Annotated in this window: 22 protein-coding genes; 13 read left to right on the forward strand and 9 right to left on the reverse strand. The window is 41.0% G+C overall.

The window, feature by feature from the left end:
• Positions 1 to 10 precede the first annotated feature (10 nt).
• The gene (locus tag UYI_RS0118550; protein ID WP_016868146.1) at positions 11 to 1,321 is read right to left on the reverse strand and encodes a class I SAM-dependent methyltransferase; all 1,311 of its coding nucleotides are present in this window, start codon (positions 1,319 to 1,321) and stop codon (positions 11 to 13) included.
• Positions 1,322 to 1,584: 263 nt separating this feature from the next.
• On the opposite strand from UYI_RS0118550, the gene UYI_RS0118555 reads away from it, so the two are divergent.
• The 3 genes from UYI_RS0118555 to UYI_RS37710 are packed head-to-tail and all read left to right on the forward strand — an operon-like array spanning position 1,585 to position 3,453.
• Complete coding sequence (locus tag UYI_RS0118555) at positions 1,585 to 2,265, forward strand: Uma2 family endonuclease (RefSeq protein ID WP_026086033.1); 681 nt, start codon at positions 1,585 to 1,587, stop codon at positions 2,263 to 2,265.
• Between the two features lie 4 nt (positions 2,266 to 2,269).
• A complete protein-coding gene (locus UYI_RS0118560; protein WP_016868148.1) occupies positions 2,270 to 3,304 on the forward strand; it encodes a glutathione S-transferase family protein in 1,035 nt (344 codons plus the stop codon).
• Entirely contained in the window at positions 3,304 to 3,453 is a 150-nt protein-coding gene (locus tag UYI_RS37710; RefSeq protein ID WP_162140407.1) for a hypothetical protein, read from the forward strand. Before UYI_RS0118560 ends, UYI_RS37710 begins: the two co-directional genes overlap by 1 nt.
• Before the next feature lie 10 nt (positions 3,454 to 3,463).
• Here UYI_RS37710 and UYI_RS0118565 read toward each other — a convergent pair whose 3' ends face one another.
• Positions 3,464 to 3,679 (reverse strand): hypothetical protein, encoded by a 216-nt coding sequence (locus UYI_RS0118565; RefSeq protein WP_016868149.1) that lies wholly within the window; start codon positions 3,677 to 3,679, stop codon positions 3,464 to 3,466.
• A 173-nt stretch (positions 3,680 to 3,852) separates the two neighbouring features.
• Between UYI_RS0118565 and UYI_RS0118570 the strand changes: the two genes are divergently transcribed.
• Together UYI_RS0118570 and UYI_RS0118575 are read left to right on the forward strand one after the other, a co-directional pair.
• Positions 3,853 to 4,416 carry a DUF2087 domain-containing protein gene (locus UYI_RS0118570; RefSeq protein WP_016868150.1) on the forward strand — a complete coding sequence of 188 codons (564 nt, stop codon included), beginning with the start codon at positions 3,853 to 3,855 and terminating at the stop codon, positions 4,414 to 4,416.
• A gap of 240 nt (positions 4,417 to 4,656) precedes the next feature.
• Positions 4,657 to 5,502, forward strand: a complete 846-nt coding sequence (locus UYI_RS0118575) for a DNA adenine methylase (protein WP_016868151.1) — start codon at positions 4,657 to 4,659, stop codon at positions 5,500 to 5,502.
• Between the two features lie 64 nt (positions 5,503 to 5,566).
• Here UYI_RS0118575 and UYI_RS0118580 read toward each other — a convergent pair whose 3' ends face one another.
• Together UYI_RS0118580 and UYI_RS0118585 are read right to left on the reverse strand one after the other, a co-directional pair.
• The gene (locus tag UYI_RS0118580) at positions 5,567 to 6,349 is read right to left on the reverse strand and encodes an ABC transporter ATP-binding protein (RefSeq protein ID WP_016868152.1); all 783 of its coding nucleotides are present in this window, start codon (positions 6,347 to 6,349) and stop codon (positions 5,567 to 5,569) included.
• Positions 6,339 to 7,460 (reverse strand): branched-chain amino acid ABC transporter permease, encoded by a 1,122-nt coding sequence (locus UYI_RS0118585; RefSeq protein WP_016868154.1) that lies wholly within the window; start codon positions 7,458 to 7,460, stop codon positions 6,339 to 6,341. Before UYI_RS0118585 ends, UYI_RS0118580 begins: the two co-directional genes overlap by 11 nt.
• 190 nt (positions 7,461 to 7,650) lie before the next feature.
• On the opposite strand from UYI_RS0118585, the gene UYI_RS0118590 reads away from it, so the two are divergent.
• The 4 genes from UYI_RS0118590 (at position 7,651) to UYI_RS0118605 (ending at position 10,524) form a co-directional block, all read left to right on the forward strand.
• Positions 7,651 to 7,848 carry a hypothetical protein gene (locus UYI_RS0118590; protein WP_009455825.1) on the forward strand — a complete coding sequence of 66 codons (198 nt, stop codon included), beginning with the start codon at positions 7,651 to 7,653 and terminating at the stop codon, positions 7,846 to 7,848.
• Positions 7,849 to 7,943: 95 nt separating this feature from the next.
• Positions 7,944 to 8,195: a hypothetical protein gene (locus UYI_RS0118595; RefSeq protein WP_009455826.1), complete on the forward strand. Its 252-nt coding sequence runs from the start codon at positions 7,944 to 7,946 to the stop codon at positions 8,193 to 8,195.
• 130 nt (positions 8,196 to 8,325) lie between these two features.
• The gene (locus UYI_RS0118600; protein ID WP_026086034.1) at positions 8,326 to 9,915 is read left to right on the forward strand and encodes a glucose-6-phosphate isomerase; all 1,590 of its coding nucleotides are present in this window, start codon (positions 8,326 to 8,328) and stop codon (positions 9,913 to 9,915) included.
• 123 nt (positions 9,916 to 10,038) lie between these two features.
• The gene (locus UYI_RS0118605) at positions 10,039 to 10,524 is read left to right on the forward strand and encodes a cupin domain-containing protein (protein ID WP_016868156.1); all 486 of its coding nucleotides are present in this window, start codon (positions 10,039 to 10,041) and stop codon (positions 10,522 to 10,524) included.
• A gap of 18 nt (positions 10,525 to 10,542) precedes the next feature.
• Here UYI_RS0118605 and UYI_RS0118610 read toward each other — a convergent pair whose 3' ends face one another.
• Both UYI_RS0118610 and UYI_RS0118615 read right to left on the reverse strand, forming a co-directional pair.
• The gene (locus tag UYI_RS0118610; protein ID WP_016868157.1) at positions 10,543 to 11,448 is read right to left on the reverse strand and encodes a sulfotransferase family protein; all 906 of its coding nucleotides are present in this window, start codon (positions 11,446 to 11,448) and stop codon (positions 10,543 to 10,545) included.
• A gap of 474 nt (positions 11,449 to 11,922) precedes the next feature.
• Positions 11,923 to 13,410, reverse strand: coding sequence for a hypothetical protein (locus UYI_RS0118615; protein WP_016868160.1), 1,488 nt, complete (start codon positions 13,408 to 13,410; stop codon positions 11,923 to 11,925).
• 1,042 nt (positions 13,411 to 14,452) lie between these two features.
• On the opposite strand from UYI_RS0118615, the gene UYI_RS0118620 reads away from it, so the two are divergent.
• Positions 14,453 to 15,367 (forward strand): TauD/TfdA family dioxygenase, encoded by a 915-nt coding sequence (locus UYI_RS0118620; protein ID WP_016868162.1) that lies wholly within the window; start codon positions 14,453 to 14,455, stop codon positions 15,365 to 15,367.
• A 284-nt stretch (positions 15,368 to 15,651) separates the two neighbouring features.
• Here UYI_RS0118620 and UYI_RS0118625 read toward each other — a convergent pair whose 3' ends face one another.
• Positions 15,652 to 17,148, reverse strand: coding sequence for a hypothetical protein (locus tag UYI_RS0118625; protein ID WP_016868164.1), 1,497 nt, complete (start codon positions 17,146 to 17,148; stop codon positions 15,652 to 15,654).
• A 15-nt stretch (positions 17,149 to 17,163) separates the two neighbouring features.
• On the reverse strand, positions 17,164 to 17,988 hold the full coding sequence (locus UYI_RS0118630) for a sulfatase-like hydrolase/transferase (protein ID WP_026086035.1): 825 nt from the start codon (positions 17,986 to 17,988) through the stop codon (positions 17,164 to 17,166).
• A gap of 452 nt (positions 17,989 to 18,440) precedes the next feature.
• Here UYI_RS0118630 and UYI_RS0118635 point away from each other — a divergent pair, with 452 nt between their 5' ends.
• Both UYI_RS0118635 and cydB read left to right on the forward strand, forming a co-directional pair.
• Positions 18,441 to 19,883, forward strand: coding sequence for a cytochrome ubiquinol oxidase subunit I (locus UYI_RS0118635; RefSeq protein ID WP_016868168.1), 1,443 nt, complete (start codon positions 18,441 to 18,443; stop codon positions 19,881 to 19,883).
• An 8-nt stretch (positions 19,884 to 19,891) separates the two neighbouring features.
• The gene (cydB, locus tag UYI_RS0118640) at positions 19,892 to 20,905 is read left to right on the forward strand and encodes a cytochrome d ubiquinol oxidase subunit II (RefSeq protein ID WP_016868170.1); all 1,014 of its coding nucleotides are present in this window, start codon (positions 19,892 to 19,894) and stop codon (positions 20,903 to 20,905) included.
• Between the two features lie 168 nt (positions 20,906 to 21,073).
• Here cydB and UYI_RS0118645 read toward each other — a convergent pair whose 3' ends face one another.
• A complete protein-coding gene (locus UYI_RS0118645; protein WP_235147968.1) occupies positions 21,074 to 21,967 on the reverse strand; it encodes a helix-turn-helix domain-containing protein in 894 nt (297 codons plus the stop codon).
• A gap of 99 nt (positions 21,968 to 22,066) precedes the next feature.
• Here UYI_RS0118645 and UYI_RS0118650 point away from each other — a divergent pair.
• Positions 22,067 to 23,407 (forward strand): MATE family efflux transporter (locus tag UYI_RS0118650; protein ID WP_016868172.1); only part of this gene is annotated, 1,341 nt, incomplete at its 3' end.

The following is a 23,407-nucleotide window of genomic DNA, read 5'->3' on the forward strand; positions in this document are numbered from 1 at the left end:
TTTTAACTTTTCAAATGGACGTTGGTGGTAGTTTTGGTACAGTAAATCCCTTCAGTTGTTGAAATGTTTCTGTTTCCTTGAGTCCTTTACTTTGTGCCAAAATACTAAATCCACCTAATCCAAAGGGATCTAAAAGCTGACGCAATGCATCCCGGCGACACAGTAAATCAGAGATGGGTTGATTTGTATAAGAGAGGGTAGCTATGCGATCGCCCAATCCCAACGCCATTAAAAATAATTCTTGCTGCGTCAAACCAACTTTAGCTAATCCGCAGCGTTCACCCCATCGTTCTAAAGCAGTAAAGTCAACATGGGCTGTGATGTCTTGTCGCCCGATATTGATGTAAGGGTTATTATGGCGCTGATGATGCCAGTAACACTGGAGTGTGCCTTGCGATCGCCTGGGATTATAGTAACGACTTGCTGGATAGCCATAATCTATAGTTAACACATACCCCCGCTGCAAACGGTCTGCTACTACACTTAACCAATCCAGCGCTGCTAGATTTACCTCACTGCGATAACCTTCTGGATAAACATTTTCTGAGAACTGAATGCCTACTAAATCAAAGTATTCAGCTAGTTTTGGGGTGGAAGTTTCGGCTGTGATTTCTGTAAAGAGAGTGGGGATTAGGGGCAATGGGGGGGTGGGGGAAGTATGAGGAGTGTAAGGAGTGGGGGGAGTGAATAACTCTTGACTGTCGACAATTGACCCTTGACGATTGACGATTGACGATTGACGATTGACAATTGACTCTTGCTGTAGAGTCACATAAATTTCTCGCAGTTGCCCTTGTTCTAAAATAAATTGATGCACTGGTAGAGCATCCACTAATTCGTTTGAAAAAAAGCAGCCAATAATAGAATTACTAAGTATTTCTTCTAAACTACTCTTGATTTGAACTGTAAATTCTTGTAAGCGTTGCTGTTGTTCTTGCCTGAGAATGGGGGACTTTTCTACAATGATGTATTGTAGGGCAGCGAAAAAATTTGGATAGCGTGACTTTAAGTAATTTAAAATATCTAGTGCTAAATGCCCTTGTCCTGCACCCATTTCTACTAGGGAAAAAGGCACTGGTTGTCCTAAAATTTCCCACATCTGGACAAATTGTTCAGCTAGCAACTCGCCAAAATCAGGGCCAAGATGGACAGAGGTAAAAAAGTCACCCCGCTTACCGATATTTACAGCTTGGGTAGAATAGTAACCGTAGTCAGGGTGATACAATGCCATATCCATGTAGGTGGCGAAAGTAATTCGCTGATCAGGACTATTAGCAATGCGATCAGCTATGGCAGCACACAGCGCTGGATGAGAATCCATAAACTTGGAAATTTCAAATTAAAACTTCAGCCTCAATTGTATTACCTTTAGCTACAAAATATCCTGCTGTAACCCTTTATATTAGTATTTTTTCTTCTTCAATAATCGATAAATCTTCAGAAAATAATTTGCATTTTATTAGTTATATTGATGATTATATTTTTGCTTTTGATTAATAGTAGTTATCCAGCTACTACCTAATAGATTTTAATATTAATATGCATGTACATATCTATGTAAAAAATAAAGGTTTGTTGCCTCCTATGTCAGCTATATTTACTAGTACTAACCTTCCTCCTTTAGAAAGTGGCGATCGCCTGACTCGTTACGAATTTGAACGCCGTTATCAGGCAATGCCGCAGAATATAAAAGCAGAATTAATCGAAGGAGTTGTATATTTGGCTTCACCTGTACGTGCTAGAGGTCATGGCAGACCTCATGCGAAAATAATGACTTGGTTGGGAACCTACACTGCTGCAACACCTGGAGTAGATTTACAAGATAACGCCACAGTCCGCCTAGATGCTGACAATGAACCTCAACCCGATGCTCTATTACGAATTGAACCAGAAGTAGGTGGCAATTCCCGTATTAGTGATGATGATTATATTGAAGGTACACCAGAATTAATCGTAGAAATTGCTGCTAGTAGTGCTGCTTATGACCTGAATGACAAGCTTAATGCCTATCGTCGCAATGGAGTACAAGAGTATATTGTCTGGCAAAGTTACGAGAATCGTCTAGATTGGTTCAACTTAGAACAAGGACGATATGTTTTGCGAGAACCAGATGCAGATGGAGTAATTCGCAGTCAGATTTTTCCTGGATTATGGTTGGCGGTTAATGCTTTGCGAGAAGGTAATATGGCTGAGGTTTTAGCGGTTCTTCAGCAGGGATTGCAAACAGCCGAACATCAAGCATTTGTGGAGAGACTAAGGAGTTAGTGTTGTGCAGGACAAGAAGCCAAACAACGAAAAAATCAAAAAGCAAGGTAAGTCACTGCCTTCTGGTATTATCATCCGGTTGGGAAAATTTGTCTGGACTACTATGTGGCATCTGATGATGTCGAATTTGGCCCCCCGTAACCAGTCAGGAGAATACATCCGTCCAGCTAGTCAGTTTCGCAACTTTATTGGCACACAAGTAGACAATCCTTATCAACCCCAAGCGGGACGCTACCGCCTTTATATAGGTTTAGGATGCCCTTGGGCCCATAGAACTTTGGTTGTGCGATCGCTCAAAGGTTTAGAAGATGCCATACTAGTTTCGATTGTGTCTCCTTCACCAAACGAAGGTATCTGGGTTCTTAACCAGGAAGAAGAAGGTTGTCGCACCCTTCCCCAACTCTACAATTTAGCTGTACCTGGTTATCAAGGGCGCTGTACTGTTCCCGTACTCTGGGATACGCAAACCAAGACGATAGTTAATAACGAAAGTGCAGAGATTATCGTGATGTTGAATTCCCAATTCAACGAGTTTGCCAAAAATCCCCAACTTGATCTTTATCCAGAAGAACTGCGTGAGCAAATTGACCATTGGAACGAGAAAATTTATCATGCGGTAAACAACGGTGTCTATCGCTGCGGTTTTGCCCAAACTCAACAAGCCTACGACAAAGCTTGTCACGAGTTGTTCACCACTCTCGATGAAATTGACGCCGCATTGGCAAAGAGTCGCTACCTGTGTGGAGATAGGGTAACGCTGGCAGATGCGCGTTTGTTTACTACCTTGTTCCGTTTTGATGTAGTCTACTACGGATTATTTAAGTGCGATCGCCGCAGAATTCAAGACTATGAAAATTTAGGGCCTTACCTACGCGATTTATATCAGCTACCGGGAGTTTCTGACACTTGTGATTTAGATAGCGTCAAGCGAGACTACTACGGCAACCTCTTTCCACTCAATCCTGGTGGTATCATCCCCTGTGGACCCGATGTAAGTTATCTATTGAAACCACATAATCGTCAAGGAGTTAGTGGTTAGTGGTTAGTTGTTGGTTGGTTAGTTACTCCTCACACTCCACCCTACGGGAAGCCTATGAGCGCGTCTACACACTCCTCACACTCTATCTCCCCATCACCCCATCACCCCATCACCTCATCTCCCTAAATATTTCCTTATTTGTCGATTAGGAAATACTAATCAATTTGATCTTTTTCTTGCTTGATAATCTAATAAAGCTCCTGCGCTGACTGTAGTCCTTCCGTTAGTTCTACACATAGGAATTTCTCCTTTTTGTAAAGCCATATATAGATTGGCTTGGTTTAAATTTAAAAACTTTGCTGCTTGTACAAGAGAGATACCTCGCTTCAGAAAACCGGGTCTTTGTCTTTTGTATTTAGATAAGCGGCTAAGCATGGCGAAATATAAAAAACTACTTAAGAAACTTAACTTTTCTTACAAAAACGTTACAAAATCTCATAAAGACACAATTCACCTACACAGTATATCGGCTGTGTCGGAGGGATGTTGCACAACTCAGTTTGACGGAACACTAATTAGATTTTTGTCTAATTAGATTATAACAGATTATGAAAACGGAACAATTTCAGATCGTGCTACGTTTTTTCAAAGCTTTAGCGGACGAAAGTCGACTAAAGATTTTGAGTTTTCTAGCTAATCAAGAATGTAGTGTTGAAGAATTAGCTGTATTGTTACAACTCAAGGAACCAACGGTGTCTCATCATTTGGCTAAATTAAGAGAAGTAAATTTAGTTACTATGCGCCCTGAGGGTAATACCCACCTTTATCAATTAGAGAGTGGAACTTTAGAGAGTGTCAGCAAAGAAATGTTGACACCAGGGAAGATAGCTTCTTGGGTTGAAGACGTAGATACAGAAGCATGGGAAATAAAGATAATTCAAACCTACATAGAAGGAGAACACCTCAAAGAACTTCCTTCTAGTCGTAAAAAACGCTTAGTAATTCTCAGATGGTTAGCGAATAAATTGGAGGTAGGTGTTCAGTATTCAGAAAGTACGATTGATGAAATTCTCAAGCGCTACCATCCTGATTTTGCTAATCTTAGGCGGGAGTTGATTAGTTACAATCTAATCCAAAAAAAAGATGGAGTTTATTGGCGTTATATAGATTAGTAGAGAGAAATTGTTAATGAAAAATATCCTTGGTTCTCAACAAAAAATTAAAGTTTTTAAGTCTCTCTCCTTATAGGGGAGAGGTTTGGAGAGTTTTTTAAATCCGTCGAACTCATGTTATTTTATTAAAACACTAAAGTCAAAAGATATATGGAATAGCTGTAAGATTTATGAGCGAGGTGACTATATCATAGACAATAGTACTATGATTATTACTTAATGATTTTTTAGGTTAAAAAAATGGTCTTAGTAAATAAGCTAGTAAAACCGTTTCTGAAGTGGGCAGGAGGGAAAAGACAACTTGTTCCATTAATTGTAGAAAATTATATTCCTAAAAATTTTAATTACCAAACCTACTATGAACCTTTTCTTGGCGGAGGAGCGCTCTTATTTACATTGCAACCTAAAAAAGCTGTAATTAATGATAGTAATACTGAATTAATCAATTGTTATCAAGTTGTTAAAGACTCAGTTGATGAACTAATTGATAATTTAAAATTTCATAAAAATAATGAGGAGTACTATTATGCTATTAGAGATTGGGACAGGGAAGAAAGCTTTCAAAATAGAACACCTGTACAACGAGCATCAAGAATTATTTTTCTGAACAAGACTTGTTACAATGGCTTATTTAGAGTTAATTCTCAAGGACGGTTTAATGTGCCTTTTGGGAAATACAAAAATCCAAATATTTTAGATGTAACTGTTTTAAAAGCTGTAAGTAAATATTTGAATAACAACCAAATTACAATATTAAATTTAGATTTTCAAGACGCTCTTAAAGATGCAAAAAGAGGAGATTTTGTTTATCTTGATCCTCCTTACGATCCAGTTTCGGATACCGCTTATTTTACTGGCTATGATGTAAATGGATTTAATAAAGATGAACAAATTAGGTTAAAAGAGACATTTGATAATTTAGACAGGAGAGGTTGTAAAGTTCTGTTGAGTAATGCTTACACAAACTTCATCATAGACTTGTATAAAGATTATAAACAGATAAAAATATCGGCAATTAGAGCTATCAATTCAAATGCTAAAAAAAGAGGTAAAGTAGACGAAATTTTAGTAAAAAACTATGAGTGATTTATCAATTCAAATACAACAATCTAAAAATGATATTGCTTGGGAGAAGTTATTCATAATTCAATTATTTTCCTAAATATGCTTCTAAAACCTTTGGGTTGCGCTGAATTTCTTCGGGAACACCGTCTGCTAAGTTTCTACCTTCAGCAAGTACCCAAACACGATCGCACAATGACATAATCACATCCATGTTGTGTTCAATAATCAAAAAAGTCATACCTTTTCGATTCCACTGGACAATGCGATCGCAAATCTCATCAATTAGTCTCGGATTTACACCTGCTGCTGGTTCATCTAACAAAATCAACTTGGGATTAGTCATCAACGCCCGTCCCATTTCTAACAACTTGCGTTGTCCACCAGATAAACCACCAGCGTAATCATCAGCTTTATGAGCTAAACCCACCGATTCTAATATGGCTAGCGCCTGTTGTTCCAGCTGCTTTTCTTCTTTAGCAACCACATGGGGTTGAAATTGCAACTGCCAAAAATTTTCGCCAGTTTGCTTTTGCGCCGCCAATAGCATATTTTCTAGTACCGACAACTTCGAGAGGGCGCGCGCCACCTGAAATGTCCGTACTAAACCTTGTTGGGCAATTTGATAGGATGGCAAATGGTGAATCGGTTCGCCGTCAAAAATGACTTTTCCTTTGTCGGGACGGATAAAGTTAGAGAGTAAGTTAAATAAAGTCGTTTTGCCAGCACCATTAGGGCCAATTAAACCTGTGATACTCCCCGTTGTAACCTGAATTTCGGCATTATCAACAGCCTTAATCCCGCCAAAGCTTTTAGACAACCCACTGGCAGCTAATAAGGGAACCTGGGAAGAAGAATGATTATTTACCAAGGGTAAGTTCCTCCTTTTTACCTAAGATACCTTGAGGACGCCAAATCATCAGTACCATCAAAATCAGTCCGATAATCATGATGCGAAATGCGCCCAATTGATCAGAGGTAAGGTTAGTAAAAATTCTGGGTAGGAATTCACGAGTCAGGGTATCGTAAGCAAAGTAAATGACTGCCCCTAAAATCGTGCCGACATTATTACCAGAACCTCCTAATATCACCATAATCCAAGCGTCGAATGTTAGCTGGGGTTGGAAATTATCAGTATAAATAGCACTGAGTTGCCAAGCAAAGAAAGCACCTGCAATACCAGCGATCGCACCTCCCAACATCAGAGATTGTAACTTGTACCAAAAAACGTTTTTTCCTAACGCTTTCGCAACTTCTTCATCTTCACGGATAGCTTTGAGGACTCGTCCCCAAGGCGATCGCACCAAGACTTCTAAGCGCCAAAAAACGAATGCTAGTGCCACTAACGACAACAGCATTAAACCTGCTTTCGGGTTGTAATTATACAAGCCAATCACCCCAGAAATATAAATCGCTGCTGACAGCAGTCCTAGCAAACTTGCTACCACTAAACGCGATACAAATTCTTGCTTTTTACCTACCCGTTTAGCCGCATATGTCGGGCGAGTCCAGCGCCATAACCAATAAAAAGTTATACCAGCGACTAAAGTCAGTACCGCGATCATTATCAGTCTGACAAACAAATTTGGTTGCAAATTCACTAACGGAATAGGGTAACTTTGTACACCAAACGCCCCAGAAATCCAGGCATCACCCACAGGTAAATCCTGGTTATTGAGTATCAGCCTAACTAGTTCCCCCACACCGATAGTCACGATCGCCAAATAATCTTCCCGCAAACGCAGAGTCGAAAAACCGATTAACAAACCCAACAAAGCTGCTAGTACAGCCCCAATCACCGCCGCTAGCAGCACAGGAACACCCTTAAGGCTCAATAATACAGTTGTATAGGCTCCCAGCGTCATGAATGCCACATGACCAAAGTTAATTAAGCCTGTAAAACCCCACTGCAAATTTAGCCCTAAAGCAAACAAAGCAAAAATAGAAGTAGAAATTGCTAAAAAAATTAGATATTCAGCCATATGTTAGTTATTTGTCATTGGTCATTAGTCATTTGTCAATAGTCAAGGCTCAAAGGTTAGTAGTTACTATCTATTCTCCTCACACCCCTCACACCCCATCTCCTTACCTCCCCATCACCCCACCTCCCCATCAAACTTTTCCCTCATTTTATGGGAACACTAGATGTTGGTTATTTTTGATTGATAATACATGAACTTGCTGCGAATCAGAATCCATCATTTAATTGAACAGTTAGCCGACGAAGAATTAGAAAAAGTTTGGAATGCCGTCTACGACTTACATTGTGATTTTTATATGCACAAAGCCATACAAGAAGTCAAGCGATCGCAGCAACCTTGGGACACCTTAACCCATGAAGAAGCTGTGCAATTGTTAACTTTTTCATAATACTTTGGTTGTTGGTTAGTGGTTAGTTGTTAGTTGTTAGTTGTTAGTTGTTTACTCCCCATCTCCCCATCACCCCATCTCCCCACCACCCCACCATGGAAGTACGCTATGCACGGTCTTTTTTAGTAGACCTCAAAAATTTAGAACCTGCTGCCTATCAGCTGGTGTATGATTTTGTGTTTATTGAGTTTGCAGATAAAAGACAACTGCATTACTTACCAGATTTACGACAGCTAGATAGAGAAGGTATTTTTTACCGCTTGACTCTGGAGAATTACTTAATTGGCATTGAACTAAGAGGTGAAATTGTGAAATTTTTGCGAGTCATACCAATGCCGGATGTGTAGAGTCTGGCCAATGCCGGATGTGTAGAGTCTGGGTCACGTAAAGACTTAAAACTGTATAAGAGGGACAAAGCTTGGCTCTATCCTTAGCTTAAACTTGTTGAATGAAAATCACTTTACTTGAGATTTCCCTATGGACGCTACGGCACTTTGGCAACGATACCAGAAATGGCTATATTTCCATGAAGGATTAGGATTTTACCTAGACGTGAGCCGAATGCGCTTTGATGATGCCTTTGTGGAGAGTTTGCAGCCAAAGTTTGAGCAGGCTTTTGCGGATATGGCGGAACTTGAGAAGGGAGCGATCGCCAACCCGGACGAAAATCGTATGGTTGGACATTATTGGCTGCGAAATCCTGATTTGGCTCCTACTCCGGAACTGACACAAGAAATCGTCAGCACCATAGAGCAAATTGAAGTATTCGCCGAAAAAGTCCACACAGGTGCAATTCATCCCCCGAAAGCACCCCGTTTCACCGATATTATTTCCATTGGCATTGGTGGTTCTGCCCTTGGGCCGCAATTTGTTGCAGCAGCATTAGCCCCAGATTTTCCACCACTGGCGATTCATTTTATCGACAACACCGACCCCGCAGGTATTGATCGGGTTTTGACTCAGGTGCGAAACCGTCTGAGCAGCACTTTGGTATTAGTGATTTCCAAATCTGGAGGCACACCAGAACCCCGTAATGGCATGGCGGAAGTCAAAAAAGCTTACGCCGGACATAATTTAGATTTTGCTAATTATGCGATCGCTATTACTATGCCTGGTAGTAAGCTCGATGAACAAGCAAAATCTGAAGGCTGGTTGGCTAGGTTTCCCATGTTTGATTGGGTAGGCGGACGCACTTCGGAATTATCTGCTGTGGGACTAGTGCCAGCAGCTTTGCAGGGTATTGATATTCGCGCCATGCTTGAAGGTGCAAAAGAAATGGATGACGCTACCCGTGTTCCCGATATCAAAAATAACCCCGCCGCGTTGTTAGCCCTGTCTTGGTATTATGCTGGCAACGGCAAAGGCGAAAAAGACATGGTTGTCCTACCATACAAAGACAGCCTACTTTTATTTAGCCGCTACCTGCAACAGTTGGTGATGGAATCCTTAGGTAAGGAAAAAGACTTAGATGGCAATATTGTTCATCAGGGTATTGCCGTATATGGTAACAAAGGCTCTACCGACCAACACGCATACGTCCAGCAGTTACGCGAAGGTATACCAAATTTCTTTGCTACCTTCATCGAAGTTTTAGAAGATCGTCACAGCCCATCCCCAGAAATCGAGCCAGGAATCACATCAGGCGATTATCTTTCCGGTTTTCTGCAAGGAACCAGACAAGCACTGTATGAAAATCACCGCGATTCAGTTACAGTTACCATCCCCCAAGTTAATTCCCGGACTGTCGGCGCATTAATTGCCTTATACGATCGCGCTGTTGGTTTGTATGCCAGCTTAATCAACATCAACGCCTACCATCAACCAGGGGTAGAAGCTGGTAAAAAAGCTGCCGCTGAAATTCTGGAATTGCAAAAACAAGTAGTAGAAGTTTTGCAAAAAGAAAAAACACCGCTCACTTTAGAGGAAGTTGCTCAAAAAACAGGTGCTACAGACAAAATCGAGTCAATTTATCTAATTCTGCGACACCTTCATGCCAATGGACGCGGTGTAACATTGCAAGGTAATCTTGGTCAACCCAGCAGTTTAAAGTTTTCTATCGGCGGATAGATTTAGTAATTTCCATATCATAATTTGTGTAATATTGTTCACTTGTAACAATATTTCATAATCAAGCATCTTAAATTGAAGCTTATTACTTCAATTTTTAGGATGCTTTTTTAGGATATTTTTATGAGTGCAAGAGGAATCAGAATTCGGCAGTTGGAATCAATTAAAGGGGGAATGGCTGAGTTTTTCACTCCCCAAGCTAGTCACGAAACAATGCTCGTGCAGATTCCACCTCATACAATCGATGATTTATTTGTTCACAAATCACAAACCGACCAATTACTGGTAGTCAAAGGTGAGTTTGTGATTGTAACTTTAATTAATAAAAAATATCAATACATTGCTTTAAGTGAATACTACCCTGTAGTACTGACAATTCCACCAGGAGTCATGCACGGAGCGATAAATTTGAGTTCAGAAACCTGTGTTGTCGTCAATGCTGTACTGCGTCATCGACCAGTGCAAGAGCGCGATTATGTAACTCGTGGGCGACCATTTCCTTATGATTTGGAAGCAGCAAATCAGGCATTGAAGAATATAAAAAATACAATTCAAATGGCGACAAGGAGAACAAGGGAAGGTGGAGGATTTGTATCAAGAATTTTGTGAAATGGTATAAGTTTACAATTATTCATATCCCAATTCTTGAGCCATCTTGATCACTTCAGGGGTAAAGCCTTTGTTATCTGGACGCCAAGGTAACGGCCCCTCTAAATGGCTAGGTTTAATGGTTGAGGCACGATAACCTGGTGATTTGAGAAAGTTGGGGTCGTTGCCTAATTGAGCCCCGTAGGGGCCCAAGCAAGCATAGGGAGAGTTTTCAGGATGCAACATGACTTCATAAATTGAATCATTCCAGGAAAGATTTAACCATTTGCATAGTTGTTCAAAATGTGAGCGAGGATCGCTTAACATATCTTCTCCTCGCAAGCGCATTTGTTGCTCAGCAGGAATAGTACTTAAAAACTCCAAAATATTGCATTGCATTTTATACCACGAAAGCTGAGGATCAACCGTAGGTGGATCTGTTGAATAATCAATAGAGTTGGCGAGTATAGCCATTAAACCATCAGCAATATTCATGATGGATTTTCCTTGGGTTCTGGGATGGCGAATAAGATGCAGATAATAAGCATTGGGAAAATTTTCGCGCATCCGGTTAAGAATTTCGAGTTTGGTTGAGTAGGCAGGACTTTTGTCTACAATGCGTAGTGGTGCTACTTTACGGCACAGTTCGACATATACTTCACCAGTAGTCTTATTCATCCGGGTTAGAACCCAACGACGTGCCATTTCTACTGATACTATTGTTTGTTCGCCTGCATAGAGTTGGGCAACTGTACGCAACAAACCATGCATTTGAAACTGACGCATTCCCTTCATGCGTTCTGACAGTTGTTCCAAAGTGTCGGTGATGAACAAATTTAGTTCTGGCATCCCGTAAGCTTCGGGATGCTGACCTAGCATAGCGCAAATTAAGGATGTAAAAGAACGCGGAGAACCGAGGATAAATAGAGGTGGAGGAACTGACATATGCGATTTTAGAAAGCTGTTGGACTATCTGCTCTCAAGGATTTATGAAAAACTTTGTGGAGTAAAAAATAAAAAGCAAAGGGTAGTTTTATATTTCCCCTCCACTCTTTTCTCACTTCACTAATTCTTTTCCGGCAAATTTGGTGTGGCGTACTAATATTATTCTGTGTTGTCGTTTCTTAAATTATCTTCCGAACGCTTGAGATTAGCATCCGTGACATCAACAGTAGTATCAGAATATGAGGAATGTATATGGAGTAAACCTCAATGAAAATGTCACAAACATACATCAAGAGAAACTGAGTTTTTTTAACAAAAATCTGAACCAGTTGTATTGGCTCAGATTGTCAAAAAGATATTTCTTGTAGCTTGCATTCACTTAGGTAAACAGATTGTCACCTTTTCTGAATTTAGTAGAGATATTGTCAGAGTGCGTGTTGAGTTTACTTAATTCACCAAAGTTTGTGTGGCATACTACTGATTGCTTTTAGTAAACCAAAGCAAACGGGCGGGAATGAGATTAGCAGGATTAGGACCAGTGGCTGTGACTTTATCAAGATAGACACGACCTAAGAGGAAAAAGGAATTTTCATCTTCAGGTGAGCCTTTGGAATAGGGAATGACACAGTAGGGGTCATCACCACAAGAGTAGGGACTGATCCGAATAGCGAAGAGATTGGAACCATCACCCAAGGGAAAGAAGCGATTAGCTGAACCTTGAGTGTAAAGTCCGACAAAAGAAAATGATTCTCCTTTGGCTCCTTTGCTCTCATAGGAAAAATAAGTTGCAAGCCCTTTGTTAGGGTCTGCGACAACACTAGAGTGGTCTACCCCAATCAGCATCAAAAAATCTCCTTGTTTTGGAGAGATTGCACAGCCCAAAACTGTAACTTGAGCAAAATCGCAGACGTAGGAAGTGTAGATTGCATTTGGCGAATCATACGCACAAAAATTATAGTTTGTATTGCAACCAACTGGATCTGAGTGTTTCAATGTCTCAGTGATAGTGTGTTTAAGGGTATAGCCCTGCTGTTGGTAGTAGTTAACTACATTGGCTTGTAATGAATCGAGTTTCTTATCTAGCTGTTGTTGGTACTCTGTGGTGTCAGTTCTCAAATTATCTTCCCAATGCTTTAATTGAGCATCGGTGACATCACCAGTAGTACCGGGAGCTTTCACAAAAACTACTTTTGTATTTGGTGCTGTTTGTTGTGCAAAAGTATCGACTCGTTGTCTTTCCTGTGTTGTTTGAGTCGTCATGCGTAACAAAAACGATAACTGTTCAGGGGTGGCACTGGTGGCAGCATTAGCATACTTGGCTGGGAAGATATAGTTATTGATGGCCTTGGCAGGAATCCCAGACTTAATCAAAGCATTCCTAACGGCGTTGAGTGTGCCTGTGTTGGATGTGACGATAATCGCGTAATTACTGTTGAATGGCGAGGAATTGGCGGTCTGTAGGTTTCTGTTGTTCAGGTCGAGATTGATGCTGGCCATGGTCAGAGCATAATCACCAGCAGATTGGTTGTATGCCAAAGAGTTGTATAGGGTCATGCTGTAGTAGGTAATCTGGTCTGGTGTTTTGCCATAAATCACCACAGCATCGTCACCATCGAGTTGAAAACAAGGCCCAATAGTTAGACCTTCTTGCTGTTTTTCGACACATTCTTCACCCTTGATGCCAGCAACATCAGTGTAAGCCCAAGCATAACGAGTATTGGAACTGCCAAAACAAATGTCATCAGTAGTCTCAGGACACGGAGGTGCTTTTGGCGCTCCTGGCAAGCCAAAATCTGCACAAGAGCAGGATTGACCAACCACAAGCGCCCCTGAATAGAGTTGATAGCCGGGGGGTAAATTTTCTTTGAATGTAGAATTAGCGGCAGCTTTACCTGAAAAACATCCGAGTACAGCCGCAGTCCCTGCTAGCAATGACACTAGCTTGCTTAAATTTATACGCATTTTCTGTCTATTTCCTAGTTTTGCACGAATTCTTGACGACCTAGCCACACCCTGCTGAGCAAGCTAGACGGTCATGTGATAAATCACACAATGAAGGGATGAAAATTTCAACGTAGACGCACAAGCCCTATTTTCAAGCTAGATTTCAATTTTGGTAGATATTTTTACTTAAAAGATCTAAGTGTTAGGTTAACAAAAAACTATATAAATTCAGTAAATTTTTGATGAAAAAGTGATAAAAATACGTAGCAAATTTAGCTCAATAGTTGCGATGGTCAAAGACCGCTCCTTTGGAGCATCGCAGTGGAAATATAAAGTGATTATCCGGACACGATATTATTTCTTGGGTATAACTTGAAATTTTACTCTAACAGTGTTGACCTTTCAGAGTCTGCTCAGCCTATCCTAAAACACAAAATTTACATATCAAAAATCTGAGCCAATCAGATTAGCTCAGATTTTCAACTTAAAAATATACAATTTATGTCTTCTTCAGCCAGCTAGAATTGGTATTAGGGCGCTACTGGGCACTTTTAGTAAACCAAAGCAAACGAGCAGGAATCAAATTGGCAGGATTAGGGCATTAAAAATTACAAGTAAATTTTTTATAAAGATTTAATAAAAATAAAATTAAGACAGTATTTAAGAAGTTAGGAAGATGACTTAGGGAGATTTACAGGTAAATTTTTTACTCTTGTCAGATGTTGCCTAAGAATGACAATTAACCATGCGATCGCCAGATTATCTTTAAATATCTTAGTAGCTGTGTAATTTATGTCTAAGTAAAGCTGCTCTTGCTCTCACCCTACTACTTAAGTAATAATGCAACAGTGGAGATATTTTTTACATATCCGCAAGTTAATGACCAGCACTTGCAGTTAGCTATGCTACTACCACGTCGTGCGTTTGGGTGTCTAACTACCACAATATTTCCAACGCTGAAAATTTAGGATGCAAGCTAAATAATGCCAATTTGCAAGAGACAACTTGCAGGGTACTCCATGAATTAGAGTAACAATACCTTACATTGCAGACAAAAATTATGCCATCTATAAATATGCAAATAACACCCATTACTGAACAATTTGGTACTACCATTCAGGGAATAGGCGATGAAAATATTCTGAATCTAGATATAGATGAGGTTATTAAATTATTTAAGTCTTCTAGCCTAATACTTTTTAGGGGATTTGAAACTGACGTAGATAAATTTAAAAAATTTACAGAATTATATAGCACTAGCTTTATGACTTATGTCGGCGGTGCTTATAGTAGAGATTCTATCAATGGAGATAACACAGTCTTATCTGTAACTGGTCACAAAATTGCTTGTGCTGTTCCTTTTCATGGAGAAATGTACTACACGAAAACACAGCCAAAGATGATGTGGTTTTACTGTGCTACTCCGGCATTAAGTGATGGCGAGACGACAATTTGTGACGGCATTCAAGTTTATAAAGAGTTAAGTCAAACTACTAAAGAATTACTCCATTCCAAGCGTTTAAAATATATTCGCACCTATCCTCAGGAAATTTGGCCAAAAATCTATCAAACTAACGATTTAACAATGGTAGAGAAAGTATGTCATGATAATGATATGCTTCTGAAGGTAAATGAAGCGGAAAAATCTATTACTACTGAGTATATAACATCTGCAATTGTTCTCAGTAGATGTGGTCATTACAAGGTATTTCTTAACAACATTTTACCTGTAATAGAACAAGAAGCACAGGGTCGAAATAATAGTCTTGTCAGGTTTGAGGATGATTCTCGAATTCCTGAGAATGTAATTGATGAACTCAAAGAAATTACTGACAGATTAACCCAATTAGTTGCATGGCAAAAAGGAGATATTCTCATGGTTGATAATACCAGATTACTTCACGGTAGAAGAGCTTTTTCCGATAATCAAAGAGACATTTATGTGAGGCTGTGTAATCCAGCTTTTCCATTTTAAAATCTGGTGATTATTGACAACATAATACAAAGATATAATTTTGTCATTCTGAACGCAATGGGGTGAAGCTAATAGTCTCTATATATTAGATATTTTGTAGAGATTTTAACTACCTAGTTCAGAATGACATTTTTTATTTTTACTTCTATCTAAGCAATACCAAATAATTTATTGAAATTAAACAAAGTTTATATTAACTATCTAATCAGGTATAACACGAAAACTTTTACTGATTTTTAACAGTTAGTTTAAAGACCATTAACAAGGATATAAACATTTCTAATTCAGACTTCAGTTTTTAGTTGGCTATCCCAATCTAGAGTTCCTTGCAAAATTTCCAAGCCACCATTGGGATTGTCTACATATGTCCACTTTCCTTCTTTACGAACTGCTACACGTGGACCAAAAGGATTGGCTGTACCGATAAACAGACCGTAAGAAGTGGAAATAAAGTTACGAACTCCATAGTTATAGACGTTACCAAATCCTTGTCGAGTTACTGGTAGCCAATTTTCGCCATCAAAGGTACGCCATACTTCAAAACCACCTTGATATTTAACTATCTCTTCCAATCCTACTTGCTGGAGCATCCGAACTGTTTTGTCTGGCCTCCCTTCTAAGGAGATGTAGCACATGATGTCGCTCCATTCCATAGTTCCTGTATACAGCCAACCATCATGTACTCCCATCCTCCAGACATAACCATTGCATAGATTATTGAACCCAGCTGATAATCCGCTTAAGGGGTATCTGCCATCACGGATATCTCCCATAAGTAAATCCCAAGAACCGTCATGGTGAATCCTAATGATTTCCGCTCCAGCAGGGCCAATTTTATTGAGGTGATCGTAACCACCATTTTGGATACCAGAGCCGACATACAGAGCGTCCTTGAAAACCATCATACTGGCAGCGATTTGATTAAGACTACCACGACCTGCACCGTTAGTAATGACATTAGTCCAATGATAAGGAGGTTCTCCTTCTGCTTTAGTACGCCAGATTTGAAAACCATTATTATTGACGGTTCCGGCATAAAGATAGTCTCCAAATCCTCTTAACTCGAAGATTGTGCGATTTTCTGGATCACCAAATCCGCGATCGCTTGCAGCACGCCACTCTCCTTTCGCAGGATCACTACTTTCATATACCTGAGCGACTCCAGAAGTATTTGCATTACCTCCAGTTGCACTGGTTGGTGCAGTAAACAAGCGTCCTTTGAAAGGAATTAGTAAGCGCAAACTGGTGACAGGTAAACCTACTAATCCAGGTTTAGAGACAACCTCAAAGTTTTTGCCATCTTCTGTACGCATGATGAGTGGGCCATTGGCCCGCGACCTTGACCAAGTACTGACATATAACGCTGGTTCTGGGTCTGATTTCCCTTGAAATACTGCCATCCCTCGATAGCCAAGGTCACGGCTGAATTCATCTCCTTCCTTGGCCAAGGTCATGGGAGCCTGAAAAACTCGTTCCCAATGTTTGATGACTGGATTGTAGCGCCAGATTTCTGCCCGGGCCCAATTCCTTTCAAACTCTGGGGTATAGACTTTATGAGGACACTCAACAGGCCACATATCAATCTTGACATGAGGCATACTACTACGGATAAGACAGAGGTTGGCGCGGGTTGTTCCAACATATAAGTGTCCATTGAACCAAGCCATCGAATGGGCATAAGCATTATTACCATCGCCAAAACCGTTCTTGCAAATTTTACGGAAATTAGCCTCACTCAATCCTCGATTTGGTTCTGGATTAAAAATTCGCACCTGAGTCATTTTTTACATTCATAATTACGGGCGTCTTCCCTCTAAAAATGGAACTTCAAAACACTTAGAATGCATAATTGGTCCATGGCCAAAATAACCATCTTCTCCAAATAATTCCCCATGATCTGCTGTAATGATGATGTGAGTATTATCAGGACATTTATTAAATAATTCACCGATAAATTTATCTACATACTCTACACAACTAATTTGTTGCTGATGTAAGCGAGTCATTTCTTCTGGTTCAAAAAAGCTTTTCTCTTCTGGTTTTTCGCCAACTAGTAAAAATTCATCAATATTTTTAAAGACTCCATGTACACCTGAGATCCGAGGCATATCATCTCCCTTCAGCATGTAGGGATAATGAGTTTCGCCTAAATTGAAAAAGTAAAAACGAGGTTGATCATCAGGAAATTCCATTTCATTAATCATGGATGGAAAATCATTATGATTTGGCATTAATTTATAATCATCAAAATGCTTATTAATGTTGGTAAATTGATTAAGAACAGGCATGGAAACTCTGGCGATCGTCTTATAGCCATTGTCCTGTAAAACTTTTGGTAAAGATAAGTAAGGAACAAAAGTTTTAAAAGACAGGTTTGGGATATTTAAACGATCTACCCATTTGACAAACTCTTGCTTGTACACCTCTGAAGCGAACACACCACGCGGGCTTTGATGTGGAATCATACCCATCAGCATAGTGTAGTGAGAGGGGGAAGTCCAAGATGCATAGCTGTAACGACACTCTGCTTTTCCTAGTTGATCAATATTGGGTGTTGCAGCAGCCGCATAGCTGTCATAGCGACAGCTATCCATGATGATGTATACAAGATTGTTGGGCATGGGTATAAAGATTGACTTTAGGAAAATTATACTTCTTCACTAGGTTAGTGTAAATTTTAACTTTCTGACTAGATTTAGCGAAATTTTGATGAAGTATATTAAGTTGAGCTTTATAATCTTGTCTTCTTCTGGCAACAACGACAAAGAAGACGATAAAACTACAATATCAAGAACTTTTTAGCTAACTTTGCAACTCATCCCACGCCTCACTTCTAAGGTCAGTGTAGGTAGCTTCAGACGTAATTGATCGTGTTTATATACTACGTAATCTTGACGTAATAAATCAAGATTAATTTTTGCCCAGTATCTGCGATCGCTTTCCTCACACTTTTACGACAACAAGTCATACATTAAAAATTTGTAAAGGATTGTCACAGTCACTCGTATTCACTGCTTATGTAGTGGGTGACAATCCTGACACACAGTTGTTCAAGCAGTGAAAGGAAGAACTTATGGAATTTTTGTCTAACACTGTAGCGCTGTCACGGATGCAGTTTGCGCTGACAGCCATATTTCATATGCTGTGGCCTGTACTGACTACAGGCATGGCAATTTATCTAGCGATTGTAGAGGGAATATGGTTGAAGACCCGTAACCCAGATTACTACTATCATGCCCGCTTTTGGTCAAAACTCTACATTTTAAACTTTGGTATCGGTGTCGCTACTGGTATTCCGATGGAGTTTCAGTTTGGCACAAATTGGGCCCCTCTATCGGAAGCAATTGGTAATTTTTTTGGTAGCGTCATCGGCTTTGAAGCTTCCTGGGCATTTATGCTAGAAGCAGCTTTTTTAGGAATTATGGTATTTGGCTGGGAACGTGTCCATCCAATCATTCACTTTATTTCTACGATCCTGGTTGCTGTTGGCGCTAACTTATCAACCTTCTGGATTTTGGCAGCTAATTCCTGGTTGCAAACTCCCGCGGGTGGAGAAATGGTCAACGGTAAGTTCATCGTCCACGATTACTTTCAGGGTATTTTCAATCCGTTTATGGCGGTGAGTGTGTCGCATATGTTTTTAGGCACACTCGAAACTTCACTGTTCGTAATTGGTGGAATTAGTGCCTGGTATATTTACAACAATCGTCATAGCGGCTTCTTTGCCAAGGCTTTTAAGATTGCTTTAGCAGCTGCGATCGCTGTTGCACCATTGCAGATATACGTAGGACACTTGAGTGGTGAACAAGTGTATCACTACCAACCCTCCAAACTAGCAGCAATGGAGGCACAATGGCATACAACCCCAGCGGGACAGCCAGCAGATTGGAGTCTAATAGCTTTACCCAATGAACAAGCAGAACAAAATGATTGGGAAATCACTATCCCCAACGCCCTTGGCTACATTCTGGAATTCAAACAAAAACTTTCCGAACCTGTACTGGGTTTAAAAGAATGGCAACCAGCCGATAGACCACACTTAGTAGGATTGATTTACTACTCCTTCCGGATCATGATTGCCATTGGCTTCTTCCTAGCAGGATTGATGCTAGTCAGCACTATTCAATGGCTACGCGGTAAACTCTCCCCAGAGAACATTTCCCAGCAGCGCTTGTTAATGCTGGGCTGGATTTTTGCTGCTCCTTTAGGATACATTGCAGTGGAGTCAGGCTGGATAGTTCGTTGTGTAGGCAGACAACCCTGGACTGTGTACGGACTGATTCGCACGGCTGATGCTGCCTCAAATCTCCCTGCTAGTAATGTCTTAACAACTTTAACAGGCTTCGCTATAGTTTACAGCCTGTTGTTTGTTGCAGTTTTATATTTTGGTAGTAGGATTATTCGCAGAGGCCCCAGACTAGATTTACCAATACCAGGCGTAAAAGACCGACCCGCAGTTGAAACTACTCCTGGAGAGTTTATGCCTGATGAACGTCCTGTGGAAGCACAGCAATAGGAGGTTGGATGGAGACGCTAAGTTATTTTTTACCGCAGGTATGGTTTGGTATTTTAGCTCTTTTCCTCTTCCTCTATGTCATGCTGGATGGGTTTGACTTGGGGGTAGGAATTTTATCTCTGACTGCTTCTACAGAAGAACGTCGTGGCATCTTAATGACTAGCTTGAGTAATATTTGGGATGCTAACGAAACTTGGTTAGTTCTCATGGGTGGTGGTTTGTTTGGGGCGTTTCCCCTTGCTTACGGCACGATTTTGAATGCCCTTTACATTCCCATTTTGTTGATGGTATTTGGATTGATTTTTCGTGCTGTTGCATTTGAATTTCGTGAACAAGCTAAGCGCAAGCTATTCTGGAACTTTGCCTTTGGTGCTGGCAGTTTTCTCGCAGCTTTAGGTCAAGGATTCGCCCTTGGCGGTGTACTCAAAGGAATTCAGGTAGATCAAGCAGGTCACTTTATCGGTACGACTTGGGATTGGTTGAGTTGGCAGACTGTACTAGTAGCTTTGACTCTCATTCAAGGTTATGTCCTGATTGGTTCCACTTATTTAGTTTGGAAAACCACAGGTGAATTACAAGATACCCACTATAAAACAGCAAAAATTGCGGCTGTGACAACTTTGATTGGAGCCATTTTGATTACAATTGGTACTCCAATATTTTACGACTACACTAGAGAACGTTTGTTTCATCGCCCGCTGGTTTACCTATTTGCTGTGATTCCCTTGTTGGGAGTTTTGTTGATTTCGCTATTGATTAGAAGCTTGTTTCGTAAAGAAGAAAGAGCGCCTTTTGTCTGGACAATTTTGATTTTCTTGCTGACATTTGTGGGCTTGGCAATGGTTGTCTTTCCCTACATTATCCCCACTCAAATCACTATTTATGAAGCTGCTGCTGATCCGAGTGCGTTGGTTTTTATGATTATTTTCATTGGTGCGCTGATCCCCGTGATGTTGTTCTACAACATTTATCAATATATTGTGTTCCGGGGTAAGATCACTGGCGGTCACTACGGGGAGTAAGTAAGTTGGTGTCTTTGTGTCTTTGTGGTGGCTAGGATAAATATTAACCACCAAGACACAAAGGCAAATTAATCTAGATGATCTCAGGGGGATGCTTGCAGCAACACCCGTTTTTGCACTTACTCTTGCATAAGCGATTTTAGACAGCTACTGCACCATGCAAAAGATTTAATTCGCTCGGTAGGCTGTGGGTGTCATACCTGTAAGCTGTCGAAATTGCCTGCTGAGGTGACTATGACTATCGAAGCCACAAGCCAAGGCAATCTCAACAAGGGATTGATTCGTGTGTTTTAGTAACTGCTTTGCCCGTTCGACTCGTTGTTGGAGGAGGTATTGGTGAGGCGACAGCCCCATTGACCGCTTGAATTGGCGGCTGAAATGGGATTGACTCATGCCTAATAATTGGGCAAGATCAGCAAGCTTGATGTCTTGATCTAAAGCGTCATTTATGTAATCTATGACTTGAAGCAGTTTGCGATCGCTCAATCCGCCCTCGAACTGTACGATCCGAGATCGGGTAATTGCATGATCTCGGAGTAAATTCACTACCAATGCATTCGCTAATGACTCTACGTACAACCGCCCCATATACCCACCCCGATGCAGTTCGGATTGCAGCAGTAGCAAAATTTGCTCAAGTTGAGGATTGCGGACGCGAAATTCTGGCAGCAGTTCAACTCGATCAGAATTGATTTCCATAGCCTCTTCGGCAACCTGTTGGAGAAACACTGAGGGAATTTGGATATACAAGTAGTGATCATTCCCCTCAGCTTGATAGCTACTGGGAACACCAGCAGGGGTGATAGCAATATCGCCCTGCCGATAAAGTCCGGTATATTGGCGATCGCCTATTACTTGATGGATACGATGAGGTTGGGCAGCTAGACACAATACAATCACGGGATCTGCTTCAGCTTCCATTTCCGTGCCTCCGGGTGGTTGCCGATACTCCTCAATCAGAAGAGTTTCCCAGCCTAAATCCTGACTGGAGACAATCGGCAATTCCGAATTGTAGTGGTTCAAGGGATGAAATGCTGTCATCAGTGCGATCGCTTCCTTCAAAACTTACAGCAGGATTTTGCAAGGCTGGCAGGATTGTGATAGCTGAGAACTTTGAGTTTCCCTACTTTAATAAATTGTAACGTGAAAGTTTTTCCAGGCATGGCAACCCTATACCCTTCTAGATCGAGTATCCGCACAGAACTCAAAGCTTTTTTGCAACTTGCGATTCCCTTAGCCAGCGCCCAAGTTGCCCAGCTGGCAACGGGCTTTGTTGATACGGTAATGATGGGTCATCTGGGACGAGAAACTTTAGCTGCTGGGGCTTTAGCCTCGATCACTTTTTTCTCATTTCTCGTAACCGCTAGTGGTGTGGTAATGGGTATAAGTCCATTAGTTGCAGAGGCCTATGGTGCAGGTCACAAAACCCGCATTAAGCAATTTACACGCCAAGGATTGTGGTTATGTTTGCTGCTGACTATCCCGATGATGATCGCGATCGCTCATCTGGATTTCATCATGGGTCAGCTTGGGCAAGCGGCGACGATAGTGAGGCTGGCAAATATGTATCTGGATATTATGCTGTGGGGACTGTTCCCTGCTTTAGGATTTGCCATGCTTCGAGGAGTTGTTTCAGCTCTGTCCCAGGCTCGTCCCATTATGATAATTGTCATTGCAGGCACACTCTTTAACATTTTGGGCAACTATGTTTTGGGATTTGGCAAACTTGGATTTCCCCGCTTAGAGCTTGCAGGGCTTGCTTTAGCAAGCGTTTTAACTTTGTGGGGAATGTTTTTAGCACTGGTTGTCTACCTATTGCAACACAAGCAACTCAGAACCTACCAATTCTTCCATTGCTTACATCAACTGAAACCACAACTGCTGTGGGAATTACTGAAATTAGGAGTGCCGATTGGCGTGTTTTCGGCGCTGGAAATTGGCGTGTACACAGCCGTTAGCTATCTTATGGGATTGTGGGGAACTGACGGACTGGCAGCACACCAGATTGTATTTCAAACTTTTAATTTGCTCTTTATGATCCCACTGGGAATGTCATTTGCGGCAACTGCGCGGATCGGTCAGTGGCTGGGACGCAAAAACCTTACAGGAATAAGACAAGCAGGCATTGTCAGTATCGGTACTGGAACCGCGTGGACAGCAATAGTTGCGATCGCACTCCTGTTATTTCCTCAACAAGTTATCGGCTTGTATATTGACATCAATGCTCCTGAGAATGCGTCAGTGGTGGTACTTGCAGTTACAATCATGCGGGTTGGGGCAATTGCACATCTGTTCGATGGGATACAAAAAATTACTTACGGTGCATTACAAGGCTTGAAGGATACTCGTGTGCCAATGCTACTGAGTTTCCTGTCTTATTGGTGTATCGGATTAAACAGTGGCTATTGGTTAGGATTTCAGTTGGGTTTAGGCGGCGTTGGCTTGTGGTTGGGACTATTGATTGCAGTGGCGATCGCAGCAGGAACTTTCATTTGGCGTTTT

Origin of the sequence: Fischerella muscicola PCC 7414 (assembly GCF_000317205.1) — a bacterium.
Taxonomy (GTDB): domain Bacteria; phylum Cyanobacteriota; class Cyanobacteriia; order Cyanobacteriales; family Nostocaceae; genus Fischerella; species Fischerella muscicola.

Coding starts and splice junctions, on each gene's coding strand:
- UYI_RS0118575 (WP_016868151.1), top strand. CDS start 4,657: ATGGTCTTAGTAAATAAGCTAGTAAAACCGTTTCTGAAGTGGGCAGGA.
- UYI_RS0118625 (WP_016868164.1), bottom strand. CDS start 17,148: ATGACTCAGGTGCGAATTTTTAATCCAGAACCAAATCGAGGATTGAGT.
- UYI_RS0118635 (WP_016868168.1), top strand. CDS start 18,441: ATGGAATTTTTGTCTAACACTGTAGCGCTGTCACGGATGCAGTTTGCG.
- UYI_RS0118605 (WP_016868156.1), top strand. CDS start 10,039: ATGAGTGCAAGAGGAATCAGAATTCGGCAGTTGGAATCAATTAAAGGG.
- UYI_RS0118595 (WP_009455826.1), top strand. CDS start 7,944: ATGGAAGTACGCTATGCACGGTCTTTTTTAGTAGACCTCAAAAATTTA.
- UYI_RS0118615 (WP_016868160.1), bottom strand. CDS start 13,410: ATGCGTATAAATTTAAGCAAGCTAGTGTCATTGCTAGCAGGGACTGCG.
- UYI_RS0118565 (WP_016868149.1), bottom strand. CDS start 3,679: ATGCTTAGCCGCTTATCTAAATACAAAAGACAAAGACCCGGTTTTCTG.
- UYI_RS0118570 (WP_016868150.1), top strand. CDS start 3,853: ATGAAAACGGAACAATTTCAGATCGTGCTACGTTTTTTCAAAGCTTTA.
- UYI_RS0118600 (WP_026086034.1), top strand. CDS start 8,326: ATGGACGCTACGGCACTTTGGCAACGATACCAGAAATGGCTATATTTC.
- UYI_RS0118555 (WP_026086033.1), top strand. CDS start 1,585: ATGTCAGCTATATTTACTAGTACTAACCTTCCTCCTTTAGAAAGTGGC.
- UYI_RS0118630 (WP_026086035.1), bottom strand. CDS start 17,988: ATGCCCAACAATCTTGTATACATCATCATGGATAGCTGTCGCTATGAC.
- UYI_RS0118590 (WP_009455825.1), top strand. CDS start 7,651: ATGAACTTGCTGCGAATCAGAATCCATCATTTAATTGAACAGTTAGCC.
- UYI_RS0118585 (WP_016868154.1), bottom strand. CDS start 7,460: ATGGCTGAATATCTAATTTTTTTAGCAATTTCTACTTCTATTTTTGCT.
- UYI_RS0118620 (WP_016868162.1), top strand. CDS start 14,453: ATGCCATCTATAAATATGCAAATAACACCCATTACTGAACAATTTGGT.
- UYI_RS0118610 (WP_016868157.1), bottom strand. CDS start 11,448: ATGTCAGTTCCTCCACCTCTATTTATCCTCGGTTCTCCGCGTTCTTTT.
- cydB (WP_016868170.1), top strand. CDS start 19,892: ATGGAGACGCTAAGTTATTTTTTACCGCAGGTATGGTTTGGTATTTTA.
- UYI_RS0118550 (WP_016868146.1), bottom strand. CDS start 1,321: ATGGATTCTCATCCAGCGCTGTGTGCTGCCATAGCTGATCGCATTGCT.